This window comes from Actinokineospora sp., from assembly GCF_052390155.1.
GTDB lineage: Bacteria > Actinomycetota > Actinomycetes > Mycobacteriales > Pseudonocardiaceae > Actinokineospora.
Genome location: NZ_JBQTHF010000089.1, coordinates 13,956 through 32,329, shown reverse-complemented (window position 1 = coordinate 32,329; position 18,374 = coordinate 13,956). Strand labels below are relative to the sequence as shown.

Below are 18,374 nucleotides of genomic sequence, written 5' to 3'. Positions count from 1 at the left end.
GGGGGGGGGTGGGTGCCTGGGGTTGGGGGCCGCTGGCTTCCCACTCCTCCTATCCTGTCCCGGGGGGGGCGGCCTTCCCCCAAACTTCTCGGGACGGGCGCCCCACGGGCCCCCCGACAAACTCAGTGGAACGAGTCGCCGCAGGCGCAGCTTCCGCCCGCGTTCGGGTTGTCGATGGTGAAACCCTGCTTCTCGATCGTGTCGACGAAGTCGATGGTGGCGCCCTGCACGTACGGGGCGCTCATCCGGTCGACCGCCACCTTGAGGCCGCCGAAGTCGCGGAACAGGTCGCCGTCGAGGGTGCGCTCGTCGAAGAAGAGCTGATAGCGCAGGCCTGCACAGCCACCGGGCTGCACGGCGATACGCAGGTGCATGTCGTCGCGGCCCTCCTGGTCCAACAGGGCCTTGGCCTTGACAGCGGCGGCTTCGGACAGCTCCACACCGTGAGTGGTGGCCGCCTCGGTGGCGTTCTCCTGAGCGGTCGTCATCGTTCTCCCTAGGAAGGTCCTTCTCGGGACTGCACCCGGCGCAACAGCGGACGCGCGGACTTTGTTCCGTACCCAGCCATGGTGTCACAGTCCCGCGGGATTGGGACATCTGTGCGGCAGCCCTCTCAGCGCCACTGCCGCGCGACGTGCTCGGCCAATTCGGCCAGTGTGCCCGCCGGGTCGGCCATGGCCGCCTCGACCGAACCGACGTGCTCGGCGACGGCGTAGGCCGCCGCCACCCCGGCCGCGGCGGCCTGTCTGCGGCCGACGCCGACCTGTCCGGCCAGCGCCAGGCAGGGCAGACCGCGTGCGGCGGCGGCGCCCGCGACGCTGGTCACCAGCTTGCCGCGGAGCGACTGCCAGTCGAAGCTGCCCTCGCCGGTCACCACCAGGTCGGCGCCCGCGACGGCCTCGTCCAGGCGGGTGGCCGCGCGCACCAGGCCCGCGCCGGACACCGATTCCGCACGCAGGGAGAGCAGCGCGAACCCGAGCCCGCCCGCGGCGCCCGCGCCCGGGGCGTCCCGCGCGTCGTGCCCCGCCCACGGCGCCACGACGTCCGCCCAGCGGGTCAGCGCGGCCTCCAGCCGGTCGACGGCGGCGGCGTCGGCGCCCTTCTGCGGACCGAACGCGGCCGCGGCGCCGTGCGGCCCGAGCAGCGGGTTCTCCACGTCGGCGGCGACCACCACACGCAGGCCGCCCAGGTCGGCACGGCCCTCGATCCGGGCACAGCCGACCAGCGGACCGCCGCCCGGCGCGAGCGCGGCTCCCCCGCCGTCGACGGCGACCGCGCCCAGCGCGGCCAGCGCGCCCGCGCCGCCGTCGGTCGTGGCGGAGCCCCCGAGCCCGACCACGGCGCAGCGCAGCCCGGCGTCGCGGGCGGCCACCAGCAACTCGCCGACCCCGCGCGTGGTGACCTGCTCACCGGCCCGTCGATCGGCCGGGACCAGGTGCAGGCCCGCGGCCTCGGCGGATTCGAGGTACGCGGTGCCGTCGTGGGCGAGCCAGGCGGCCTCGACCGAGTCGCCCAGCGGGCCGGTCACGGTCGTGCGGTGCACGGTTCCGCCGAGCGCCGCGTGCAGCACGTCGACGAACCCGGGGCCGCCGTCGGCCAGGGGGCGCAGCAGCAGATCGTGCTCGGGCGCACCTCGGCGCCAGCCCGCCGCGATCGCCTCGGCGGCCTCGCGGGCGGTGAGGGTGCCGCCGAAACAGTCCGGCGCGATGACGACTCGCACGAGCCGCAGCGTAGCGACCATCCGGTCTGTCATACCCTTGTCGGTGTGAGGTTCCTTCGCCGCAGCGCCGCCGACAGCACAGACTCCGACCAGATGGAGGAGTCCGCCGTCGCCGTGGGCGACGAGGTCCCCAAGGGCCACACGCCCGGCAAGGGCAGGCCGACCCCGAAGCGGCGCGAGGCCGAGGGCCGCAAACGGGGCCCGGTCGCGCCGCCGCCGAAGACCACCCGCGAGGCCATGCGCCGCGCGCGGGGCAACAAGGAGGACCGCAAAGCGCTCGCCGCCAAGCGCCGTGAGCAGCGCGTGGAGAGCCGCCAGCGGATGATGTCCGGCGACGAGCGCTACCTGATGCCGCGCGACCGCGGCCCGGTCAAGGCCTACGTCCGCGACCTGGTCGATTCCAAGCGCAACCTGCTCGGGCTGTTCATGCCGCTGGCCGTGGTGGTGTTCGTGGCGCTGCTGGTGCCCTCGCCGGTGATCCAGCAGTACGCGACGCTGGCGTGTCTGCTGATGCTGATCGCGATGGTGCTGGAGGCGATCCTCAACGGCCGCCGGATCGCCGGGCTGGTGCGGGCGAAGCTGCCGAAGGAGACCGTGCGCGGCTTCTCCGTGGGCTGGTACGCCTTCGTCCGCGCGACCCAGCTCCGCAAGCTGCGGGTGCCCAAGCCGCGGGTCTCCCCCGGCGACGCGGTGACCTGACCGGTCGGCCGGGCCAGGCGACACGCCATAGGCTTGGCGCATGGAGTTTCGTCGCCTCGGCCGCAGCGGCCTCAAAGTCAGTGCGATCTCGTACGGCAACTGGCTCACCCACGGTTCCCAGGTCGAAGAGGATGCCGCGCACGCCTGCGTGAAAGCCGCCCTCGACGCCGGGATCACCACCTTCGACACCGCCGACGTCTACGCCAACACCAAGGCCGAGGCGGTGCTCGGGCGCGCGCTCAAGGGGCAGCGCCGGGAGAGCCTGGAGATCTTCACCAAGGTCTACTGGCCGACCGGGCCCGGCGGCCCCAACGACCGCGGCCTGGGCCGCAAGCACATCATGGAGTCGGCCACCGCCTCGCTCAAGCGGCTGGGCACCGACTACCTCGACCTCTACCAGGCGCACCGGTACGACCGGAAGGTGCCGTTGGAGGAGACGATGCTCGCGTTCAGCGACCTCGTCCGCCAAGGCAAGGTGCTCTACGTCGGCGTCTCGGAGTGGAACGCCGAGCAGATCACCCAGGGCGCGGCGCTGGCGCGCGAGCTGCGCGTGCCGCTGATCTCGAACCAGCCGCAGTACTCGATGCTGTGGCGGGTCATCGAGGAGCAGGTGGTGCCCGCCGCCGAACACGAGGGCATCTCGCAGATCGTCTGGTCGCCCATCGCGCAGGGCGTGCTGACCGGCAAGTACCAGCCGGGCGCGCAGCCGCCCGCGGGCTCGCGCGCCACCGACGAGTCCGGCGGCAAGAACATGATCTCCCGCTGGCTGGCCGACGACGTGCTGACGGCGGTGCGGAGCCTCAAGCCGCTGGCCGACGAGGCCGGGCTGTCCATGGCGCAGCTCGCGGTGGCGTGGGTGCTGCAGAACCCGAACGTGGCCTCGGCGATCATCGGCGCGTCGCGGCCGGAACAGGTGGCCGAGAACGTCAAGGCGGCCGGGGTGACCCTCGACGCGGACCTGCTGGCGAAGATCGATGCCGTGTTGGACGGCGTGATCGAGCGGGACCCGGCGCTGACCGTCACCCCGTAGGACCTACTGGCCCGCGGGATGCAGGCTCATCGGGCCGTAGACCTCGTCGTCGCCGTCGAGCAGGACGACCTGGTGCACGCCGGTGTCGAACAGGGTCTGCCAGGTGGCGCTGAACCAGGCCTCGGCCTCGGCCTGGCTGTCGAAGGCCAGGTCGGGGCCGTCGACCGGCGCACCGGCCGCGTTCTCGTACCGCCAGCGGTAGCTCATCCCGCCAACGGTACGTGCCGCGCCGTGGACCGGACTGCCGGGCGCGGCCGGTAGTCGTGTGGGCGGAGGTCGGCCTGGGTGTGGTCCCGGCGACCCGCTCTGGCAGGCTCCTTCGGGACGAGCTCGGAGCGGTCAACGCGTCCCTGGCCGAGGTCTGCACCGACGTGCTGCTCCTGGTCGCGGGCCTGCCGCCGCGGCTCGAAATGAGTTCCCCCGATCTCGCGGAGGTACCCAGGGTGAGCACCGACTTCCCGTACGTCGCACCGCCCAGTGACGCCGTCCGCCGCGAGGCCGTCGCGCGGCACGGGCGGCTCACCAAGCCCCTGGGCGCGCTGGGGCGGCTGGAGGAGCTGGGCGTGTGGGTGGCGGCCTGCCAGGGCCAGTGCCCGCCGCGGCCGTTCACCCGGCCGCGGATCGTGGTGTTCGCGGGCGACCACGGCGTGGCCAGGCACGGGGTGTCGGCATATCCGAGCGAGGTCACCGGCCAGATGGTGGCCAACTTCCTGACCGGCGGCGCCGCGATCAACGTGCTCGCCGCGACGGTGGGCGCCTCGGTGCGCGTGGTGGACCTGGCGGTCGACTCGGCCGACGACGCCGGGCTGCCCGACCAGGTGACCGCGCACAAGGTCCGCCGGTCGTCCGGCTCGATCGACCGCGAGGACGCGCTGACCGACGCCGAGGTGCGCGCCGCGATCACCGCGGGCCGCGCCATCGCCGACGAGGAGGTCGACGGCGGCGCCGACCTGCTGGTCGCGGGCGACATGGGTATCGGCAACACCACGCCCGCGTCAGTGCTCATCGCGGCGCTGACCGGCGCGGAGCCGGTGGCGGTCGTCGGCCGCGGCACGGGCATCGACGACGCGGGCTGGATGCGCAAGGCCGTCGCCATCCGCGACGGACTGCGCCGGGCCCGCAAGGTCAGCGCCGACCCGGTTGCCCTGCTGCGCACCGCGGGCGGCGCCGACATCGCGGCGATGGCGGCGTTCCTGGCGCAGGCCGCGGTCCGGCGCACCCCGGTGATCCTTGACGGGCTGGTGTCGGGCGCCGCGGCGCTGGTGGCCGAGGAACTGGCGCCGGGCGCGGCGAAGTGGTGGGTGGCCGGGCACCGGTCGGTGGAGCCCGCGCACACGCTCGTGCTGGAGCAGTTGGATCTCACGCCGCTGCTGGAGATGAACATGCGCCTGGGCGAGGGCTCGGGTGCCGCCGCGGCGATCCCGCTGCTGGCGATGGCGACCCGGGTCCTGGCCGAGATGGCCACCTTCGCCGACGCGGGCGTCACCGAACGCGACACCCCCCTTCCCGGCGACGAGCCCCCGACGGAGTAGCCGCGCGCCAGATCGGCCTGGCACCGTCGCCACGCGACAGGCCCCGCCTCACCGTCCGCGTCGTGCGCACCATCGCGCCCTGCCGGCCGGACGGCGCGCCCGGATCGCGGGCGCGCCGTCCAACCGCAAGGGGTCTAGAGCGCGGTCATCCAGCCATGGGTGTCCGCGATCGCGCCGCGCTGGATGCCGGTGAGCCGCTCGCGCAGCCGGGTGGTGACAGGGCCGGTGGCGCCGCCGTTGACGCTGAACTCGCCGTCGGCGTGCTTGACGTGGCCGACGGGGGTGATCACCGCGGCGGTGCCGCAGGCGAAGACCTCGGTCAGCTCGCCGGACTCGACCTTCTTCTCCCACTCCTCGGTGGAGATGCGGCGCTCCTCGATGCCGTAGCCCAGCTCGGACGCCAGGCGCAGCAGCGAGTCGCGGGTGATGCCCGGCAGCAGCGCGCCGGACAGCTCGGGGGTGACCACGCGGGCGTCGGCACCGGAGCCGAGCACGAAGAACAGGTTCATTCCGCCCATCTCCTCGACCCAGCGGCGCTCGACCGCGTCGAGCCAGACGACCTGGTCGCAGCCCTGCTCGGCGGCCTGCGCCTGGGCGACGAGCGACGCGGCGTAGTTGCCAGCGAACTTCGCCGCGCCCGTGCCGCCCGGCGCGGCGCGCACGTATTCCGTGGACAGCCACACGCTGACCGGCTTGACCCCGCCCGGGAAGTACGACCCGGCGGGCGAGGCGATGAGCAGGTAGGTGTACGCGCTGGAGGGGCGCACGCCGAGGGCGGCCTCGGTCGAGATCATGAACGGCCGCAGGTAGAGCGACTCCTCGGACTCCTCGGGCACCCAGCGCCGGTCGACGTCGACCAGCTCGCTCAGCGAGGCGAGGAACAGCTCGTCGGGCAGCTCGGGCATGGCCAGGCGCACGGCGGAGGCGCGGAACCGGGCGGCGTTGGCCGCGGGCCGGAACGAGGCGATCGAGCCATCGGGCTGGCGGTATGCCTTGAGGCCCTCGAAGATGGCCTGCCCGTAGTGCAGGACCATCGCGGAGGGGGCCAGGGTGATCGGGCCGTACGGCTCGACCCTGGCGTCGTGCCAGCCCTGCTCGCGGGTGTAGCGAACCGTCACCATGTGGTCGGTGAAGTGCTGCCCGAAGCCCGGCCTGGCCAGTACCTCCGCAACCCTGTCCGGGGTCGCCGGCTGGGGGTTGGGAGTCCGTGTGAACGGAAGCGTAGGCGTCATGTGAGCACGGTATCTCCCGATCGGCGGATGGAAAATCTCCTATCCACAGGTTGGGTCGACCGGTTACCCGCCGTCACCCGACCGTGGCGGCGCGCGCCCGCGCGGACACCGTGCACAGCCCCGCGCCGACCGCGAGCACGGCCGCGGTGCCGATGAGCGCGGGAATGGAGATGTTCACCCCGACGAGCACGCACAGCGCCAGCCCGCAGCACCCGGTGCGCACCCAGGTCGAGCGTTCCGCCCGGCACAGCGTCCGCGCCGCGGAGTTGACGAACGCGAAGGCGCCCAGCATCAGCGCCGCCGCGAGAGCCGTCGCGAAGGCGGGCGACAGCAGCACCGCGGCGCCCGCCGACAGGGCTCCGGTCAGCAGTGTGCGGTGGTCGGCGAACCGCGCGGGCAGGTCGCCGGTGGCCGCCATGTCCCGGACGAGGTCGTCGGCACCGTCCAGCAGGCTGTGCAGCGCGACCAGCGCGCCGACGACCAGACCGGCGGTCAGCAGCGGGTCGAGGGCGGCACCGTCGGCGGCGGCGAGCGCGTCGCGCAGCGGGGTCGGCGAGTAGGCGAGCCGGGGGCCGCCGAGCTGGCGCAGCGCGGCGAAGCCGACCAGCAGCGCCCCGGCGGCGACGGCCACGACCGTGACGAGCCCGGTGCGCAGCCGCGCCCCGGACGCCGCAACGCGCTCGAAACCCAGGAACCCGAAGAACAGCAGACCGGCGGCGGCGAGCAGACCGGTCGGGTCGTCGGAGCCCGGCGCGCCGGGCTCCACCGCGGCGACCTGGCCCGCGGGCTCGATCGCGAACGCCACCGCGACGAACACCCCGAGTGTGACGATGACCACAGCCGCGGTGACCCGGGCGACCGCGCGCGAGGGTCGAAACCCGCCCACCGCGACCGCGCGCGCGACCACCACGAGCCCCACCGCGGCGACGATCGGCTGTCCGGGCAACAGATAGGCGCCCGCCGCGCCCGCGACAGCCGTGCCCGCGACCAGCCGACCGCCCAGTTCGAGCACGCCCGCGAGCCTGCCCGGAACCGCCCCGAGCCGATTCCTGACGTGCGGATACCCGCCGCCGGGACCGGACTGTGCGGCGAGATCGGCGAGTGAGCAGGCGGTGAGCAGGGCCACCAGCCCGGCGAGCACGACGGCGGCGAGCGACCACCAGCCCGCCTCGGCCGCGGCGAGGGAAAACGTGAGCAGCGCACCCGCCGCGAGGGCGCCGGGCACCCTATCCGAGGCCCCCTCAGCCTTGTGTCCCATCGCTGTCACGGGCACAACCGTGCCAGACGGACCGCGAAATCTCCATCCGGTGCTGGTTGAATGCGACCCCCAACTCGTTAGCATGCGTCATCACCTGACTCCGGGGACCCGGCTGACCTGGCCCGCACCACTCCCACCAGGACTCCAGCCGGATCCGTCCGAGCGAACGACCGAGGAGCACATCAGTGACCGCCCCCAAGCTGGCCCTGGCCACCACGTCGGTATCCGAGGCCGCCGTCGACGCCGTCGTGATCGGAACCGTCCAGAACGGTGCAGGCGTCGCGCTGGCGCCGGGCGGCGAACTGGTGGACGCGGCGTTCGAGGGCAAGCTCACCGAGGTGCTCGGCGCCCTCGGCGCCACCGGCAAGGCCGAGGAGATCGTCAAGCTGCCCACCCTCGGCAAGCTGCCCGCGACCATCGTCGTGGCCGCGGGCCTCGGCAAGGTCGGCGCCGACGGCGCGGTCACCGCCGAGCAGGTGCGCCGGGCTTCCGGCGCCGCCGCCCGCGCGCTGTCGAGCAGCAAGCACGCCACGACCACGCTGTCCACTGTGGACCTGCAGGCCGCGGTCGAGGGCACCGTGCTCGGCTCGTACTCCTTCCGGGGCTACAAGTCCGAGGCCAAGGCCGCCGAACTGGTCAAGGTCGACCTGGTCAGCCCGGCCGAGGGCGTCGCCAAGGACCACCGCGCCACGCTCAAGGCCGCGACCGCGATCGCCGAGGCCGTGGCCACCGCCCGCGACTTCGTCAACACCCCGCCCAACGACCTCTACCCGGCCTCGTTCGCCGAGAAGGCCGCCGCGCTGGGCAAGGCGGTGGGCCTCGACGTCGAGGTGCTCGACGAGAAGGCACTGCGCAAGGCGGGCTACGGCGGCATCCTCGGCGTCGGCGGCGGCTCGGCCCGCCAGCCGCGCCTGGTCCGCCTCACCTACAAGGGGCCCAAGGCGCGCAAGAAGATCGCACTGGTCGGCAAGGGCGTCACCTTCGACACCGGCGGCATCTCGATCAAGCCCGCGCAGGGCATGGAGCAGATGACCTCCGACATGGGCGGCGCGGCGGCCGTGGTCGCCACCATCGTGCTCGCCGCGAAGCTCAAGTACCCGCTGGAGATCATCGCCACGGTGCCGATGGCGGAGAACATGCCCTCCGGCGCCGCCTACCGCCCCGGCGACGTGCTGACCATGTATGGCGGCAAGACCGTCGAGGTGCTCAACACCGACGCCGAGGGCCGCCTGATCCTGTCCGACGCCATAGTGCGCGCGTGCGAGGACGGCCCCGACTACCTGATCGAGACCTCCACGCTGACCGGCGCCCAGGTCGTCGCGCTCGGCAATCGCACGTCCGGGGTGATGGGCTCCGACGAGTTCCGCGACCGGGTGGCCGGGATCGCCCGCGCCACCGGCGAGGGCGGCTGGGCCATGCCGCTGCCCGACGAACTGCGCGCCGACCTCGACTCGCGGCTCGCCGACCTGGCCAACATCACCGGCCACCGCTGGGCGGGCATGCTCGCCGCGGGCGTGTTCCTGCGCGAGTTCGTGCCAGCGGACCTGCCGTGGGTGCACATCGACGTCGCCGGTCCGGCGTACAACGCGGGCGCGCCGTGGGGCTACACCGGCAAGGGCGGCACCGGCCTGCCGGTGCGCACGCTGGCCGCCCTGCTCGCCGACATCGCCGAGAACGGCTGACGAAGCCCCGGCTGACCGAAGCCACGATGAAGAAGCAGCGGGATCAGGCGCCCTGGTCCTTCTGCTTCTTCATGTAGTCGCGCATCCGCTTCGGGTAGCCGACCCTGGCGACCTCGTACACCGGGATCGACCGCTTCTTCCCGAACTCCATCGCCGCGTCGTGGTCGGCGATGCGCCGCCGCGTCCACTCGCCGTCGTGCGCGACGAGCACCATGGTCGTGTCCGTCACGTTCGTCCGCGGCTCCACGTACGCCTCGACGCCGGTCCGGCTGGCCGCCCAGTCGTCGAGATGCGCCGTGTCCTGCTTGGTCGCCGACCGCAGCACACCCGGTTTGCGCTTCCTGCGCAGCGCGTCGAAAACACCCACGTCCGCCCACCTCCGAAGTCGGTCGCCCCGGTGTCGCCCCGGGTACCGGCGAGTAACCCATTCCTGGCCGTGGACACCCCCGGCCACCTCGCAAGCCTGCCTTACGGGGTGACAAGATGTCGTGTGGTGGGAGCCGCGATACCCGAGAGCCGTTCACCACTGGACTGACAACGTTTGCACTCGTCGAGGAGATCCCGTGACCGACACCTCCGCTGACCTGGTGATCCTGGGTGGCGGGTCCGGTGGCTACGCCTGCGCGTTCCGCGCGGCCCAGCTCGGACTCTCCGTCATCCTGGTCGAGAAGGACAAGGTCGGCGGCACCTGCCTGCACCGCGGCTGCATCCCGACCAAGGCGCTGCTGCACGCCGCCGAGGTCGCGGACCTCGCCCGCGAGGGCGACCAGTTCGGGGTGAAGTCCTCCCTGGAGGGCATCGACATGAACGGCGTCAACTCCTACAAGGACACGATCGTCGGTGGCCTCTACAAGGGCCTGCAGGGCCTGTTCAAGGCCAACAAGGTCACCGTGGTGGCGGGCGCGGGCACGTTCGTCGGCCCGAACTCCGTCGAGGTCGACGGCACCCGCTACACCGGCAAGAACGTGGTGCTGGCCACCGGGTCGTTCGCCCGCACGCTGCCCGGCCTGGAGATCGGCGGCCGGATCATCACCAGCGACCAGGCGCTCAACCTCGACTACGTGCCGGAGAAGGTCGTCGTGCTCGGCGGCGGCGTCATCGGCGTCGAGTTCGCCAGCGTGTGGCGCTCCTTCGGCGCCGAGGTGACCATCGTCGAGGCGCTGCCGCGGCTGGTGCCGCTGGAGGACGAGTGGGCCTCCAAGCAGCTCGAACGCAGCTTCCGCAAGCGCGGCATCAAGTTCAAGACCGGCGTCCGGTTCACCGGCGCCACCCAGAACGACGGTGGCGTCACTGTCTCGTTGGAGTCCGGCGAGAGCTTCGAGGCCGACCTGCTGCTCGTCGCCGTCGGCCGCGGCCCCAACAGCGCGGGCCACGGCTACGAGGAGGCCGGGCTGAAGATGGAGCGCGGCTTCGTGCTCACCGACGAGCGCCTGCGCACCAACCTGCCGAACGTGTTCGCCGTCGGCGACCTGGTGCCCGGCCTGCAACTCGCGCACCGCGGCTTCCAGCAGGGCATCTTCATCGCCGAGGAGATCGCGGGGCGCAACCCGAAGGTCATCGACGAGGCGGGCATCCCGAAGGTCACCTACTGCAAGCCGGAGGTCGCCTCCGTCGGGCTGTCCGAGGCGCAGGCCAAGGAGAAGTACGGCGCGGTCGAGACCCTGGTCTACGCGCTGTCGGGCAACGGCAAGAGCCAGATCCTCAAGACCAGCGGCGGCGTCAAGCTGGTCCGGGCGCCAGACGGCCCGGTCGTCGGCATCACCCTGGTCGGCGAGCGCGTCGGCGAACTCATCGGCGAGGCGCAGCTCATCTACAGCTGGGAGGCGTACCCGGAGGACGTCGCGCCGCTCATCCACGCCCACCCGACGCAGACCGAGGCCCTGGGCGAGGCGTTCCTCGCCCTCGCCGGCAAGCCCCTGCACGTGCACGGCTGAGCGCAGGCCCAGCCCAAACCGCCCGGAAGCACGAGGAGTCCACGAAACCATGGCGTTCTCCGTTGAGATGCCGGCGCTCGGTGAGAGCGTCACCGAAGGCACAGTCACACGGTGGCTCAAGCAAGAGGGCGACACCGTCGAGGTCGACGAGCCGTTGGTGGAGGTGTCGACCGACAAGGTCGACACCGAGATCCCCTCGCCCGCGGCCGGGATCCTGCAGAAGATCGTCGCCCAGGAGGACGAGACTGTCGCCGTGGGCGGCGAACTCGCGGTGATCGGCGATGGTGCGGCGGAGTCCGCGCCCGCCGAGCCGGAGCCCGCCGCGCAGGCGGAGCCGGAGCCGGAGCCGGAGCCGGAGCCGGTCGAGGAGCCCGCGGCGCCGGGCCCGGAGCCCGCGGCCGACGCGCCGTCGGGCGGCGGCAGCGACAAGGGCACCGCGGTGACCATGCCCGCGCTGGGCGAGAGCGTCACCGAGGGCACCGTGATCCGCTGGCTCAAGCAGGTCGGCGAGACCGTCGAGGTGGACGAGGCGCTGGTCGAGGTGTCCACCGACAAGGTCGACACCGAGATTCCGTCGCCGGTCGCGGGCACTCTGCTGGAGATCAGCGCGGGCGAGGACAGCACGGTCGAGGTCGGCGGCAAGCTCGCGGTCATCGGTGCCGCGGGCGCGGCCCCCGAGCAGACCCCGGAGCCGCCGAAGCAGCAGGATGAGGCGCCCGAGCCGGAGGCCGAGCCCACGCCCGCGCCGAAGGCCGAACCGACGCCCGAGCCCGTCGCGAAGCAGGAAGCCCCGGCGGCGACGGACAACAACGGCGGTGCCCCGTACGTCACCCCGCTGGTGCGCAAGCTCGCCAACGAGCACGACGTCGACCTGTCGGCGCTCACCGGCACCGGTGTCGGCGGCCGCATCCGCAAGCAGGACGTGCTCGCCGCGGCCGTGGCCGCCAAGGCACCCGCGCCCGCACCAGCCGCCGCGGCTCCCGCGGCGAAGGCAGCGCCGACCGCGGCGCCGACAACCGACGCCTCGCTGCGCGGCACAACGCAGAAGATGACCCGGCTGCGCCAGACGGTGTCGCGCCGCATGGTCGAGTCGCTGCAGACCGCCGCGCAGCTCACCCAGGTGATCGAGGTCGACGTGACCAGGATCGCCAAGCTGCGGTCGAAGTCGAAGACCGCGTTCGAGCAGCGCGAGGGCGTCAAGCTCACCTTCCTGCCGTTCTTCGCCAAGGCCGCGGTCGAGGCGCTCAAGCAGCACCCGAAGCTCAACGCGTCGATCGACGAGGAGAACAAGGAGGTGACCTACCACGGCGTCGAGCACCTGGGCATCGCGGTGGACACCGAGCGCGGCCTGCTCACCCCCGCCGTGCGCGACGCGGGCGACCTGAGCATCAGCGGGCTGGCGCACAAGATCGCCGACCTCGCCGACCGCACCCGCGCCAACAAGGTCACCCCGGACGAACTGTTCGGCGCGACGTTCAACCTGACCAACCTGGGCAGCCAGGGCGCGCTGTTCGACACCCCGATCATCCAGCTCCCGCAGGTCGCGATCCTCGGTGTCGGCCTGGTCGTGAAGCGCCCGGTAGTCGTCACCGACGAGAACGGCGACGACACCATCTCGATTCGTTCGATGGTGTACCTGGCGCTGACCTACGACCACCGCCTGGTCGACGGCGCGGACGCGGGCCGGTTCCTCTCCACGGTGAAGTCCCGCCTGGAGGACGGCTCGTTCGAGGGCGACCTCGGGCTGTAGTCACCCGGGCCGCCCCCACCTCGGGGGCGGCCCGTTTCAGCGCGGTAGCTGTGCCAGGACGTCGACGCAGGTAGAGCAGGCGGCGAAGTCGTCGGTGGCGGGCATGCCGGCCACCAGCAGCGCGCCGCACACGGCGACGCCGACCTCGGCACCGTCCACAGTGAACCGTCGCGGCTCGCCGTCGCACGTCTCACGCACGTGGCCGCGCGTTGGGTCCACAATGGACTGTCCCCAGCGCGGGGTGAACTCGGTCATCGGCCGGACTCCCGCGCGAGGCAGGCGGCGATCGCCACGGCCGCGTCGGCGATCCGGTGCAGCCTGCCGGCGAGCAGGACCACCGCTGCGGCACCCGCGAGTTGCAGCGCGGCGCCGACGACCAGCGGAGCACCCAGGGCCAGCGCCAGTGTGCCGCCGTAGAACACGGCGACACCGACCGGGTACAGCCGGGTGAACAGCCGGACGCAGGCGGACCAGTCGCGCAGCATCGGCCCGGCGAATCGCAGCGCGTCGCGCCGTTCGCGGGTGGAGAGCGCGTTTCCGTGCGCCAGCAGCCGATGCGCCAGGTCCGCTGTCAGCTCAGCCCTGGCCATGCCGGGATTCCCGCGGGATCACGGCGGTCGCGAACGCCGGGCATTGCGGACACTGTGGACAGAAGCACCACCAGCGCCGCAGCACCGCCGCGGCGAAGTCCTCGTCGTCGGGTTCGCCCCAGTCGTGCGCGTCCTGGCCACACCTGGCGCAGGTGTGCGTCGGGTTGTAGTGGTGGGTGAGCAGAGGTACCGCGGACATGGTTTCTCCCTGGGAGGCGCCCGCACCGACGGGGTGCGGGGCAATCGGTGCGGGCGCCGGATCGGGTGCGGCGGCGGGTCAGGTGTCGGTGGCGGTCAGGCGCACCGGGAGCAGCGCCCTGCTGAGTTCGGCGCGGAGATCACAGCAGGGCGCGGCACAGACGGGACACCGCTCGGCGGCGTCGAGCTGGTGGCTGCGCAAGGCGGTGAGGACGGCCGCGACCAGGCGGTGGGTTTCCATCCGGGCGAGCGCGAGCACGTCGCTGTCGGTGCCGCAGTGCACAATGGTCAGCATCATCGCCAGGTGATTGCGCACAGCGCGGTCCACCACACCGGCCGATCGCGGTTCCCCGGTCATCGACGCCTCCTTCGTTGTTCGAGATGGCCACTCTCCCGCGTCGATGCGATTTGTTTCAATTACCCATTCAGGCGATCTTTCTTGGCAATCCAATCGCTCTCCGATAGCGTTGATGAACAGCAATTTCGCAATCTTTGCAAGGACTGGTTTTGCACTCGGCGCAAGGAGTATGGGGATGGTTCGGCAGAAAGTCGGTGTGAACTCGCGCGGTCTGGGCGCGGAATTGGAGCGGCACCGGAAGGCGGCGGACATGACCCTGGACCAGGTCTGCGTCCGCCTGGGCACGTCGATCAGCACGTTGAGCAGGCTGGAGAACGGCAAGCGGGAGCCGACGTTGGAAGAGGTGTCCGCCATCCTGGCGATCATCGGTCTGGTCGGCCCGGAGCGCGAACGCCTCATCGGCATCACGCAGGGCCGCTCCGGCGGTTCGGGCATGGTCGAGAACAGCAATCCGACCGCACAGAGCCGGACATACCTGTACTTCGAGACCCAGGCCACCGAGATCACCAGCTTCCAACTGATGCTCGTCCCCGGACTTGCACAGACCCCCGATTACGCGTTCGCCGTGGTGTCCGCCATTCAGGTGGACGAGGGCGACGAGGACGTGGAAGCCCGGGTCGGCAGACGCATGGCCCGCCAGAGCATCCTCGCCCGCCGCAAGCCACCCCAGCTCAACCTGATCCTGGACGAGACCGCGCTGCGGCGGGTGATCGGCGGCCGTCAGATCATGGCCCACCAGGTACGCCACTTGATCTCCATGGCCCATCGCGATTCTGTGTCGGTCCGCGTGATCCCGAGTACCGTGCCCGTCCACGCTGGACTCTTGGGCCAGTTCGTCATCCTCGACTTCGCCAAAGATCCCACAGTCGTGCACATCGAGGCCCGTACCACCGGCCTGTTCCGCGATGAACCGGACGAGGTCGATCTCTATAGGCTGACCGTGGAACAGCTCAAGGCCGTCGCGCTGGACGAGCAGGGCTCGGTCGAGCTGATGCGGTCCATCGCGCACGGCCTGGACGGAGAGTGAGACGACCGTGGATTTGCAGTGGCGGAAAAGCAGCTACAGCGGCAACGACAGCGATTGTGTCGAGCTGGCCTGGTCCGGTGGCGAGGCCAAGGTCCGGGACTCCAAGAACCCGGCAGGCGAGCGCCTGTCCCTCACCCCGGCCGCACTCAGCCACCTGCTGACCGCGACCCGGGAGTTCTGACCCGGCCGGGGTGGAGGGGCCCGCCCCTCCACCCCGTTGGCCCACAAGGCTGAATTCGCACGATCCGCAACCCCGCGGAACCCGTGCCCGATATCCTCGGTCGAACCCGGAGCGCACCCAGTCGAACGCGCCGGGTAGCCGCCGGGGAGGGCGACATGACCACACCACCACCACGGGGCAGCGCTGACCGCCACGAACAGGCCCGCCTCCGCGTGGACGCGGAGATGGCCGCCGCCCGCATCCGCGCCGCCACGGGCCAGCCCCCACTGCCCGCCCCCACCGCAAGCAACGGAACCGGCGGCTACCTCTGGACCGACCCCGACGAACTGGCCGCCCTCATCGCCGACTGCCAGGCCCTCCACGACCGCATCAGGGCCCGCAACAGCAGAATACTCGAAGCGAGGAACCTGATGCAGGCGCCTGCCGCCGACCAGATGAGCCGCTATCAGGCCGACGCCGCCGCGCGGGCGCTGGACAGGTTCCTGACCGACAACCAGGCCAAAGCGGATCATGTCGGTGGCTACGTGGCCAAACTGGAAGCCGCCAAAGCCGCCATGCTCATCCAGGACCACAACGCCGCGGACACCCTCCGCAACGCCGGACAGGACTAGCCGTGCACCCCACCCACCGGATCGTGGCAATCACCGCGGCCATGGGCATCGCCGCGACCGGATGCGCCACCACCCAAGCGGGCACCCCCATCCCCAGCACCACCACCACCACCACCACCACCAACGGACCGCAACGCTACGGCACGCCACCGGTCACCGACCCGATCGACGTCACCGCCTTCTACCCCATCCCCTGCCACACCCTCACCCCCGAACAACTCCCGACACTCGACCTCACCCCCGGCAGACCCCGCAGTCTCGGCAAACCCACCGGGTCCGGCTGCGACTGGAACCACACCACTAGAAACGAGAGAATCATCTTCGGGTTCTCCCTCGACGGCAACGGCCTGGCCAACCTCTACGGCATCCAACAATCCAACCCCTGGGCCTACTGGGTCGAAACCACCGTCGAGGGCTACCCCGCCGTCTACAGCGGCCTCAGAGACGACCGCGCCCGAGGGACCTGCGAGATCGGGGTGGGCGTCTCGGACGAGGTATCGATCTTCGTCGCGCTCACTGACGGTCCCTACGACAAGGTCAAATCGTGTGAACGGGTCACCGCGGTCGCCACCGCACTGGTGAAGACTCTGAAAGAGGGGGTTTGAGATGGACGCCGATGCGATCTACCGCAACTTCCATGACGGCCAGGGCGGCCAGAACCTGATGTCCGGGGCCGACATCGTCAACGCGCTCGCCCACGAGCACGACGACGAGACCGATGCCATCCAGGCACTGGCAGTACGCCTTGAGGCGGCCTGGCAGGGCGAGGCGGCCGGGGCCGCGCAGCGCGGGCTGCTGCCGATCACGATCGCACTGCAGTCCACCTCCTCCCCCGCACGCACCGCGGACGACCTGGTAAGCCGACAGGCGGAGTCCTTCGACTCGGCGAAGGCGCGGGTCGAGCCTGTCCCGCCGATGCCGAGTGCGCCGCCGGGATGGCAGGTGGTGTTCTCGACCGGCGAGGTGGCCACTTACCAGAACGGGCTACGCGACCACTTCACCGCCAGCCAGCGCAATGTCGACGTGATGACCGGCTACGAGGACGCGAGCACCTACAACGCCGACAACATGCCCGACACCTTCGGCACCCTCATCGTCGCCTCCGCGCCGGTCGGCGTGGCGCCACCGCCCACCGAACCACCACCGGGCGGACCGGACGACGGCAACGGGCGCCCGACTGTTGACCAGGTCGACGGGCGGACCACCCAGTCGGCGTGGTCGCAGGGGCCCGCGTCCGGGGTGATCCCGCAGCAGTACGTCCCGCCGACCGGTGGCCCCCAGCCACCCACCAGCGGCCCGCCGACTCCCCCGCCGACGCAAGGGCCCACACCCCTGCCACCCGGCCTGCGCCCACCCGGCGGACGCACCCCTGGTCAGACACCTCCCGGCGCACGCCCCGACCCGACACCGCGTCCCGGCTCAAGCACCTCCGGCCAGGCACCCGACGCACGACCCGGGTCCCGACTCCCCGGCGTCGGCCCCGGCACGGGGGACGGGCGCGGCGGGCCTGGCACCCGCAACCCGGCGGGCTCCGGCGCCGAACCCGGAGCGCGGGCCGGGCAACGCCCCGAGTCGGGCTACCCCGGCCAGCGAGCCGCCGATGGCCCTGCGCGCGGCGGGAATCGGGGCGGCCAGCCGCTGGGTGGCGCAGGTGGCATGGGCGGGGCGCGCGGCGACGGCGGCGAGGACTACGAGCACGCCCTGCCCGCGTTCCTCCACGAGCACGACCCCGAGGACATCTTCGGCACCGACCAGATCACCGCGCCCCCGGTCATCGGCGGCTGACCACTTGGTACTGCCCAGACCCGTCGCGATGCCGGTCGAGACGCTCGACCGGGTCCTGCGCGCCGAGGGTGTCGGCGAGTTGCCGCTGGTACTCGCCCCGCCGCCAGGATGGCGTCCGCGCGCGGAGAACGGCGCGCTCGACACGCGGGCTCGGGCCGAGTGCGCCCGGCTGGGCTGGCTGGACCGGCTCGGGAGGCTCGATGTCGAGGTCGCGGCGTCCCTGCGCGTGCTGTGCCACGCGGACGTCGCGTTCTTCGGCTGGCTCAGCGACGGCACGCGGACTATCGGCGTGCTGACCGGCGCGATCGGCCGCGAGGCGGTGCTCGCGATCAAGGACGGCGACACGGTCTGGCTGGACCGGACCCCGGCGGTGAAGCTGGCCGCGACCCTGGTCGCGCAGGCACCGGACGTGCCGCCGGGCCGGGGCGGCGCGGTCCGGGTGTCACAGGGTGACTTGCTGGCGACCACCCCGGACGGCAGTCGACGCTCCGACAGTGGCGTCGGGCACCGCCGGGCGAGCGTCGAGGCCCGCGCCGTCCGCGCCCGGACCGAACTCGCGGAAACCGGCTCGGGGGAGCTGTACGCGGCCCTGCGCGACCCGGTGGGGCGGCGGACGGGCATCGGTGTGCACTATGTCGACACGGTCCAGGGGCGGTACGTCACCGAGGTGGTCGACGGCCCGGACGGGCGCCACGTGCTCGTTTCCCCGGTGAGCCGGTCGGATCTGGTTCGCAGACTGCGCACGGCGACACGGACCGGGTGACGCGGCGTAATCCAGGTCACCCGG

The 18,374-nt window shown here is 72.0% G+C and carries 22 protein-coding genes; 12 read left to right on the top strand and 10 right to left on the bottom strand.

All coding sequences use genetic code 11. The annotated features are described in order from the left end of the window. Positions 1 to 122: 122 nt before the first annotated feature. A complete protein-coding gene (locus ACT4N7_RS26190; protein WP_444831520.1) occupies positions 123 to 488 on the bottom strand; it encodes a HesB/IscA family protein in 366 nt (121 codons plus the stop codon). Between the two features lie 125 nt (positions 489 to 613). Further along, on the bottom strand, positions 614 to 1,720 hold the full coding sequence (locus tag ACT4N7_RS26185; RefSeq protein ID WP_444831519.1) for a glycerate kinase family protein: 1,107 nt from the start codon (positions 1,718 to 1,720) through the stop codon (positions 614 to 616). A gap of 45 nt (positions 1,721 to 1,765) precedes the next feature. On the opposite strand from ACT4N7_RS26185, the gene ACT4N7_RS26180 reads away from it, so the two are divergent. Both ACT4N7_RS26180 and ACT4N7_RS26175 read left to right on the top strand, forming a co-directional pair. Next, complete coding sequence (locus tag ACT4N7_RS26180; RefSeq protein WP_444831518.1) at positions 1,766 to 2,419, top strand: DUF3043 domain-containing protein; 654 nt, start codon at positions 1,766 to 1,768, stop codon at positions 2,417 to 2,419. Between the two features lie 40 nt (positions 2,420 to 2,459). Further along, a complete protein-coding gene (locus tag ACT4N7_RS26175; protein ID WP_444831517.1) occupies positions 2,460 to 3,449 on the top strand; it encodes an aldo/keto reductase family protein in 990 nt (329 codons plus the stop codon). A 3-nt stretch (positions 3,450 to 3,452) separates the two neighbouring features. On the opposite strand, the gene ACT4N7_RS26170 is transcribed toward ACT4N7_RS26175, so the two are convergent. Further along, on the bottom strand, positions 3,453 to 3,656 hold the full coding sequence (locus ACT4N7_RS26170; protein WP_444831516.1) for a hypothetical protein: 204 nt from the start codon (positions 3,654 to 3,656) through the stop codon (positions 3,453 to 3,455). A 14-nt stretch (positions 3,657 to 3,670) separates the two neighbouring features. On the opposite strand from ACT4N7_RS26170, the gene cobT reads away from it, so the two are divergent. Further along, positions 3,671 to 4,981, top strand: a complete 1,311-nt coding sequence (cobT, locus tag ACT4N7_RS26165) for a nicotinate-nucleotide--dimethylbenzimidazole phosphoribosyltransferase (RefSeq protein ID WP_444831515.1) — start codon at positions 3,671 to 3,673, stop codon at positions 4,979 to 4,981. Between the two features lie 134 nt (positions 4,982 to 5,115). Here the strand turns inward: cobT and ACT4N7_RS26160 are convergent, their stop codons facing one another. Together ACT4N7_RS26160 and ACT4N7_RS26155 are read right to left on the bottom strand one after the other, a co-directional pair. After that, on the bottom strand, positions 5,116 to 6,213 hold the full coding sequence (locus tag ACT4N7_RS26160) for a branched-chain amino acid aminotransferase (RefSeq protein WP_444831514.1): 1,098 nt from the start codon (positions 6,211 to 6,213) through the stop codon (positions 5,116 to 5,118). Positions 6,214 to 6,286: 73 nt separating this feature from the next. Continuing rightward, positions 6,287 to 7,438, bottom strand: coding sequence for a hypothetical protein (locus ACT4N7_RS26155; protein WP_444831513.1), 1,152 nt, complete (start codon positions 7,436 to 7,438; stop codon positions 6,287 to 6,289). Positions 7,439 to 7,656: 218 nt separating this feature from the next. On the opposite strand from ACT4N7_RS26155, the gene ACT4N7_RS26150 reads away from it, so the two are divergent. Beyond that, on the top strand, positions 7,657 to 9,153 hold the full coding sequence (locus ACT4N7_RS26150; protein ID WP_444831512.1) for a leucyl aminopeptidase: 1,497 nt from the start codon (positions 7,657 to 7,659) through the stop codon (positions 9,151 to 9,153). A 43-nt stretch (positions 9,154 to 9,196) separates the two neighbouring features. Here ACT4N7_RS26150 and ACT4N7_RS26145 read toward each other — a convergent pair whose 3' ends face one another. After that, a complete protein-coding gene (locus ACT4N7_RS26145; protein ID WP_444831511.1) occupies positions 9,197 to 9,520 on the bottom strand; it encodes an oxidoreductase in 324 nt (107 codons plus the stop codon). A 196-nt stretch (positions 9,521 to 9,716) separates the two neighbouring features. On the opposite strand from ACT4N7_RS26145, the gene lpdA reads away from it, so the two are divergent. Further along, positions 9,717 to 11,087 carry a dihydrolipoyl dehydrogenase gene (gene lpdA / locus ACT4N7_RS26140; RefSeq protein ID WP_444831510.1) on the top strand — a complete coding sequence of 457 codons (1,371 nt, stop codon included), beginning with the start codon at positions 9,717 to 9,719 and terminating at the stop codon, positions 11,085 to 11,087. A gap of 49 nt (positions 11,088 to 11,136) precedes the next feature. Further along, positions 11,137 to 12,837, top strand: a complete 1,701-nt coding sequence (gene sucB, locus ACT4N7_RS26135; protein ID WP_444831509.1) for a 2-oxoglutarate dehydrogenase, E2 component, dihydrolipoamide succinyltransferase — start codon at positions 11,137 to 11,139, stop codon at positions 12,835 to 12,837. Positions 12,838 to 12,873: 36 nt separating this feature from the next. Here sucB and ACT4N7_RS26130 read toward each other — a convergent pair whose 3' ends face one another. The 4 genes from ACT4N7_RS26130 to ACT4N7_RS26115 all read right to left on the bottom strand — a co-directional run bounded on the left by ACT4N7_RS26130 (position 12,874) and on the right by ACT4N7_RS26115 (position 13,983). Then, the gene (locus ACT4N7_RS26130) at positions 12,874 to 13,092 is read right to left on the bottom strand and encodes a hypothetical protein (protein ID WP_444831508.1); all 219 of its coding nucleotides are present in this window, start codon (positions 13,090 to 13,092) and stop codon (positions 12,874 to 12,876) included. After that, the gene (locus ACT4N7_RS26125) at positions 13,089 to 13,427 is read right to left on the bottom strand and encodes a hypothetical protein (protein ID WP_444831507.1); all 339 of its coding nucleotides are present in this window, start codon (positions 13,425 to 13,427) and stop codon (positions 13,089 to 13,091) included. The genes ACT4N7_RS26130 and ACT4N7_RS26125 overlap by 4 nt, the downstream gene beginning before the upstream one ends. Next, positions 13,414 to 13,626 carry a hypothetical protein gene (locus ACT4N7_RS26120; RefSeq protein WP_444831506.1) on the bottom strand — a complete coding sequence of 71 codons (213 nt, stop codon included), beginning with the start codon at positions 13,624 to 13,626 and terminating at the stop codon, positions 13,414 to 13,416. The genes ACT4N7_RS26125 and ACT4N7_RS26120 overlap by 14 nt, the downstream gene beginning before the upstream one ends. Before the next feature lie 78 nt (positions 13,627 to 13,704). After that, positions 13,705 to 13,983, bottom strand: coding sequence for a hypothetical protein (locus tag ACT4N7_RS26115; protein WP_444831505.1), 279 nt, complete (start codon positions 13,981 to 13,983; stop codon positions 13,705 to 13,707). Between the two features lie 175 nt (positions 13,984 to 14,158). On the opposite strand from ACT4N7_RS26115, the gene ACT4N7_RS26110 reads away from it, so the two are divergent. The 6 genes from ACT4N7_RS26110 to ACT4N7_RS26085 all read left to right on the top strand — a co-directional run bounded on the left by ACT4N7_RS26110 (position 14,159) and on the right by ACT4N7_RS26085 (position 18,350). Further along, on the top strand, positions 14,159 to 15,010 hold the full coding sequence (locus tag ACT4N7_RS26110) for a helix-turn-helix domain-containing protein (RefSeq protein ID WP_444831504.1): 852 nt from the start codon (positions 14,159 to 14,161) through the stop codon (positions 15,008 to 15,010). 7 nt (positions 15,011 to 15,017) lie between these two features. Beyond that, positions 15,018 to 15,191 carry a DUF397 domain-containing protein gene (locus ACT4N7_RS26105; protein ID WP_444831503.1) on the top strand — a complete coding sequence of 58 codons (174 nt, stop codon included), beginning with the start codon at positions 15,018 to 15,020 and terminating at the stop codon, positions 15,189 to 15,191. A gap of 155 nt (positions 15,192 to 15,346) precedes the next feature. Then, a complete protein-coding gene (locus ACT4N7_RS26100; protein WP_444831502.1) occupies positions 15,347 to 15,802 on the top strand; it encodes a hypothetical protein in 456 nt (151 codons plus the stop codon). 2 nt (positions 15,803 to 15,804) lie between these two features. Continuing rightward, positions 15,805 to 16,407, top strand: coding sequence for a DUF3558 domain-containing protein (locus ACT4N7_RS26095; RefSeq protein WP_444831501.1), 603 nt, complete (start codon positions 15,805 to 15,807; stop codon positions 16,405 to 16,407). A 1-nt stretch (position 16,408) separates the two neighbouring features. Beyond that, on the top strand, positions 16,409 to 17,587 hold the full coding sequence (locus tag ACT4N7_RS26090; protein ID WP_444831500.1) for a hypothetical protein: 1,179 nt from the start codon (positions 16,409 to 16,411) through the stop codon (positions 17,585 to 17,587). 28 nt (positions 17,588 to 17,615) lie between these two features. Next, complete coding sequence (locus ACT4N7_RS26085) at positions 17,616 to 18,350, top strand: ESX secretion-associated protein EspG (RefSeq protein WP_444831499.1); 735 nt, start codon at positions 17,616 to 17,618, stop codon at positions 18,348 to 18,350. Positions 18,351 to 18,374 lie beyond the last annotated feature (24 nt).

Bases quoted from the DNA above. Each gene is read 5' to 3' on its own strand.
- ACT4N7_RS26190 (WP_444831520.1), bottom strand. From the start codon at position 488: ATGACGACCGCTCAGGAGAACGCCACCGAGGCGGCCACCACTCACGGT.
- ACT4N7_RS26175 (WP_444831517.1), top strand. From the start codon at position 2,460: ATGGAGTTTCGTCGCCTCGGCCGCAGCGGCCTCAAAGTCAGTGCGATC.
- ACT4N7_RS26170 (WP_444831516.1), bottom strand. From the start codon at position 3,656: ATGAGCTACCGCTGGCGGTACGAGAACGCGGCCGGTGCGCCGGTCGAC.
- ACT4N7_RS26160 (WP_444831514.1), bottom strand. From the start codon at position 6,213: ATGACGCCTACGCTTCCGTTCACACGGACTCCCAACCCCCAGCCGGCG.
- sucB (WP_444831509.1), top strand. From the start codon at position 11,137: ATGGCGTTCTCCGTTGAGATGCCGGCGCTCGGTGAGAGCGTCACCGAA.
- ACT4N7_RS26130 (WP_444831508.1), bottom strand. From the start codon at position 13,092: ATGACCGAGTTCACCCCGCGCTGGGGACAGTCCATTGTGGACCCAACG.
- ACT4N7_RS26125 (WP_444831507.1), bottom strand. From the start codon at position 13,427: ATGGCCAGGGCTGAGCTGACAGCGGACCTGGCGCATCGGCTGCTGGCG.
- ACT4N7_RS26120 (WP_444831506.1), bottom strand. From the start codon at position 13,626: ATGTCCGCGGTACCTCTGCTCACCCACCACTACAACCCGACGCACACC.
- ACT4N7_RS26115 (WP_444831505.1), bottom strand. From the start codon at position 13,983: ATGACCGGGGAACCGCGATCGGCCGGTGTGGTGGACCGCGCTGTGCGC.
- ACT4N7_RS26110 (WP_444831504.1), top strand. From the start codon at position 14,159: ATGGTTCGGCAGAAAGTCGGTGTGAACTCGCGCGGTCTGGGCGCGGAA.
- ACT4N7_RS26100 (WP_444831502.1), top strand. From the start codon at position 15,347: ATGACCACACCACCACCACGGGGCAGCGCTGACCGCCACGAACAGGCC.
- ACT4N7_RS26090 (WP_444831500.1), top strand. From the start codon at position 16,409: ATGGACGCCGATGCGATCTACCGCAACTTCCATGACGGCCAGGGCGGC.
- ACT4N7_RS26085 (WP_444831499.1), top strand. From the start codon at position 17,616: ATGCCGGTCGAGACGCTCGACCGGGTCCTGCGCGCCGAGGGTGTCGGC.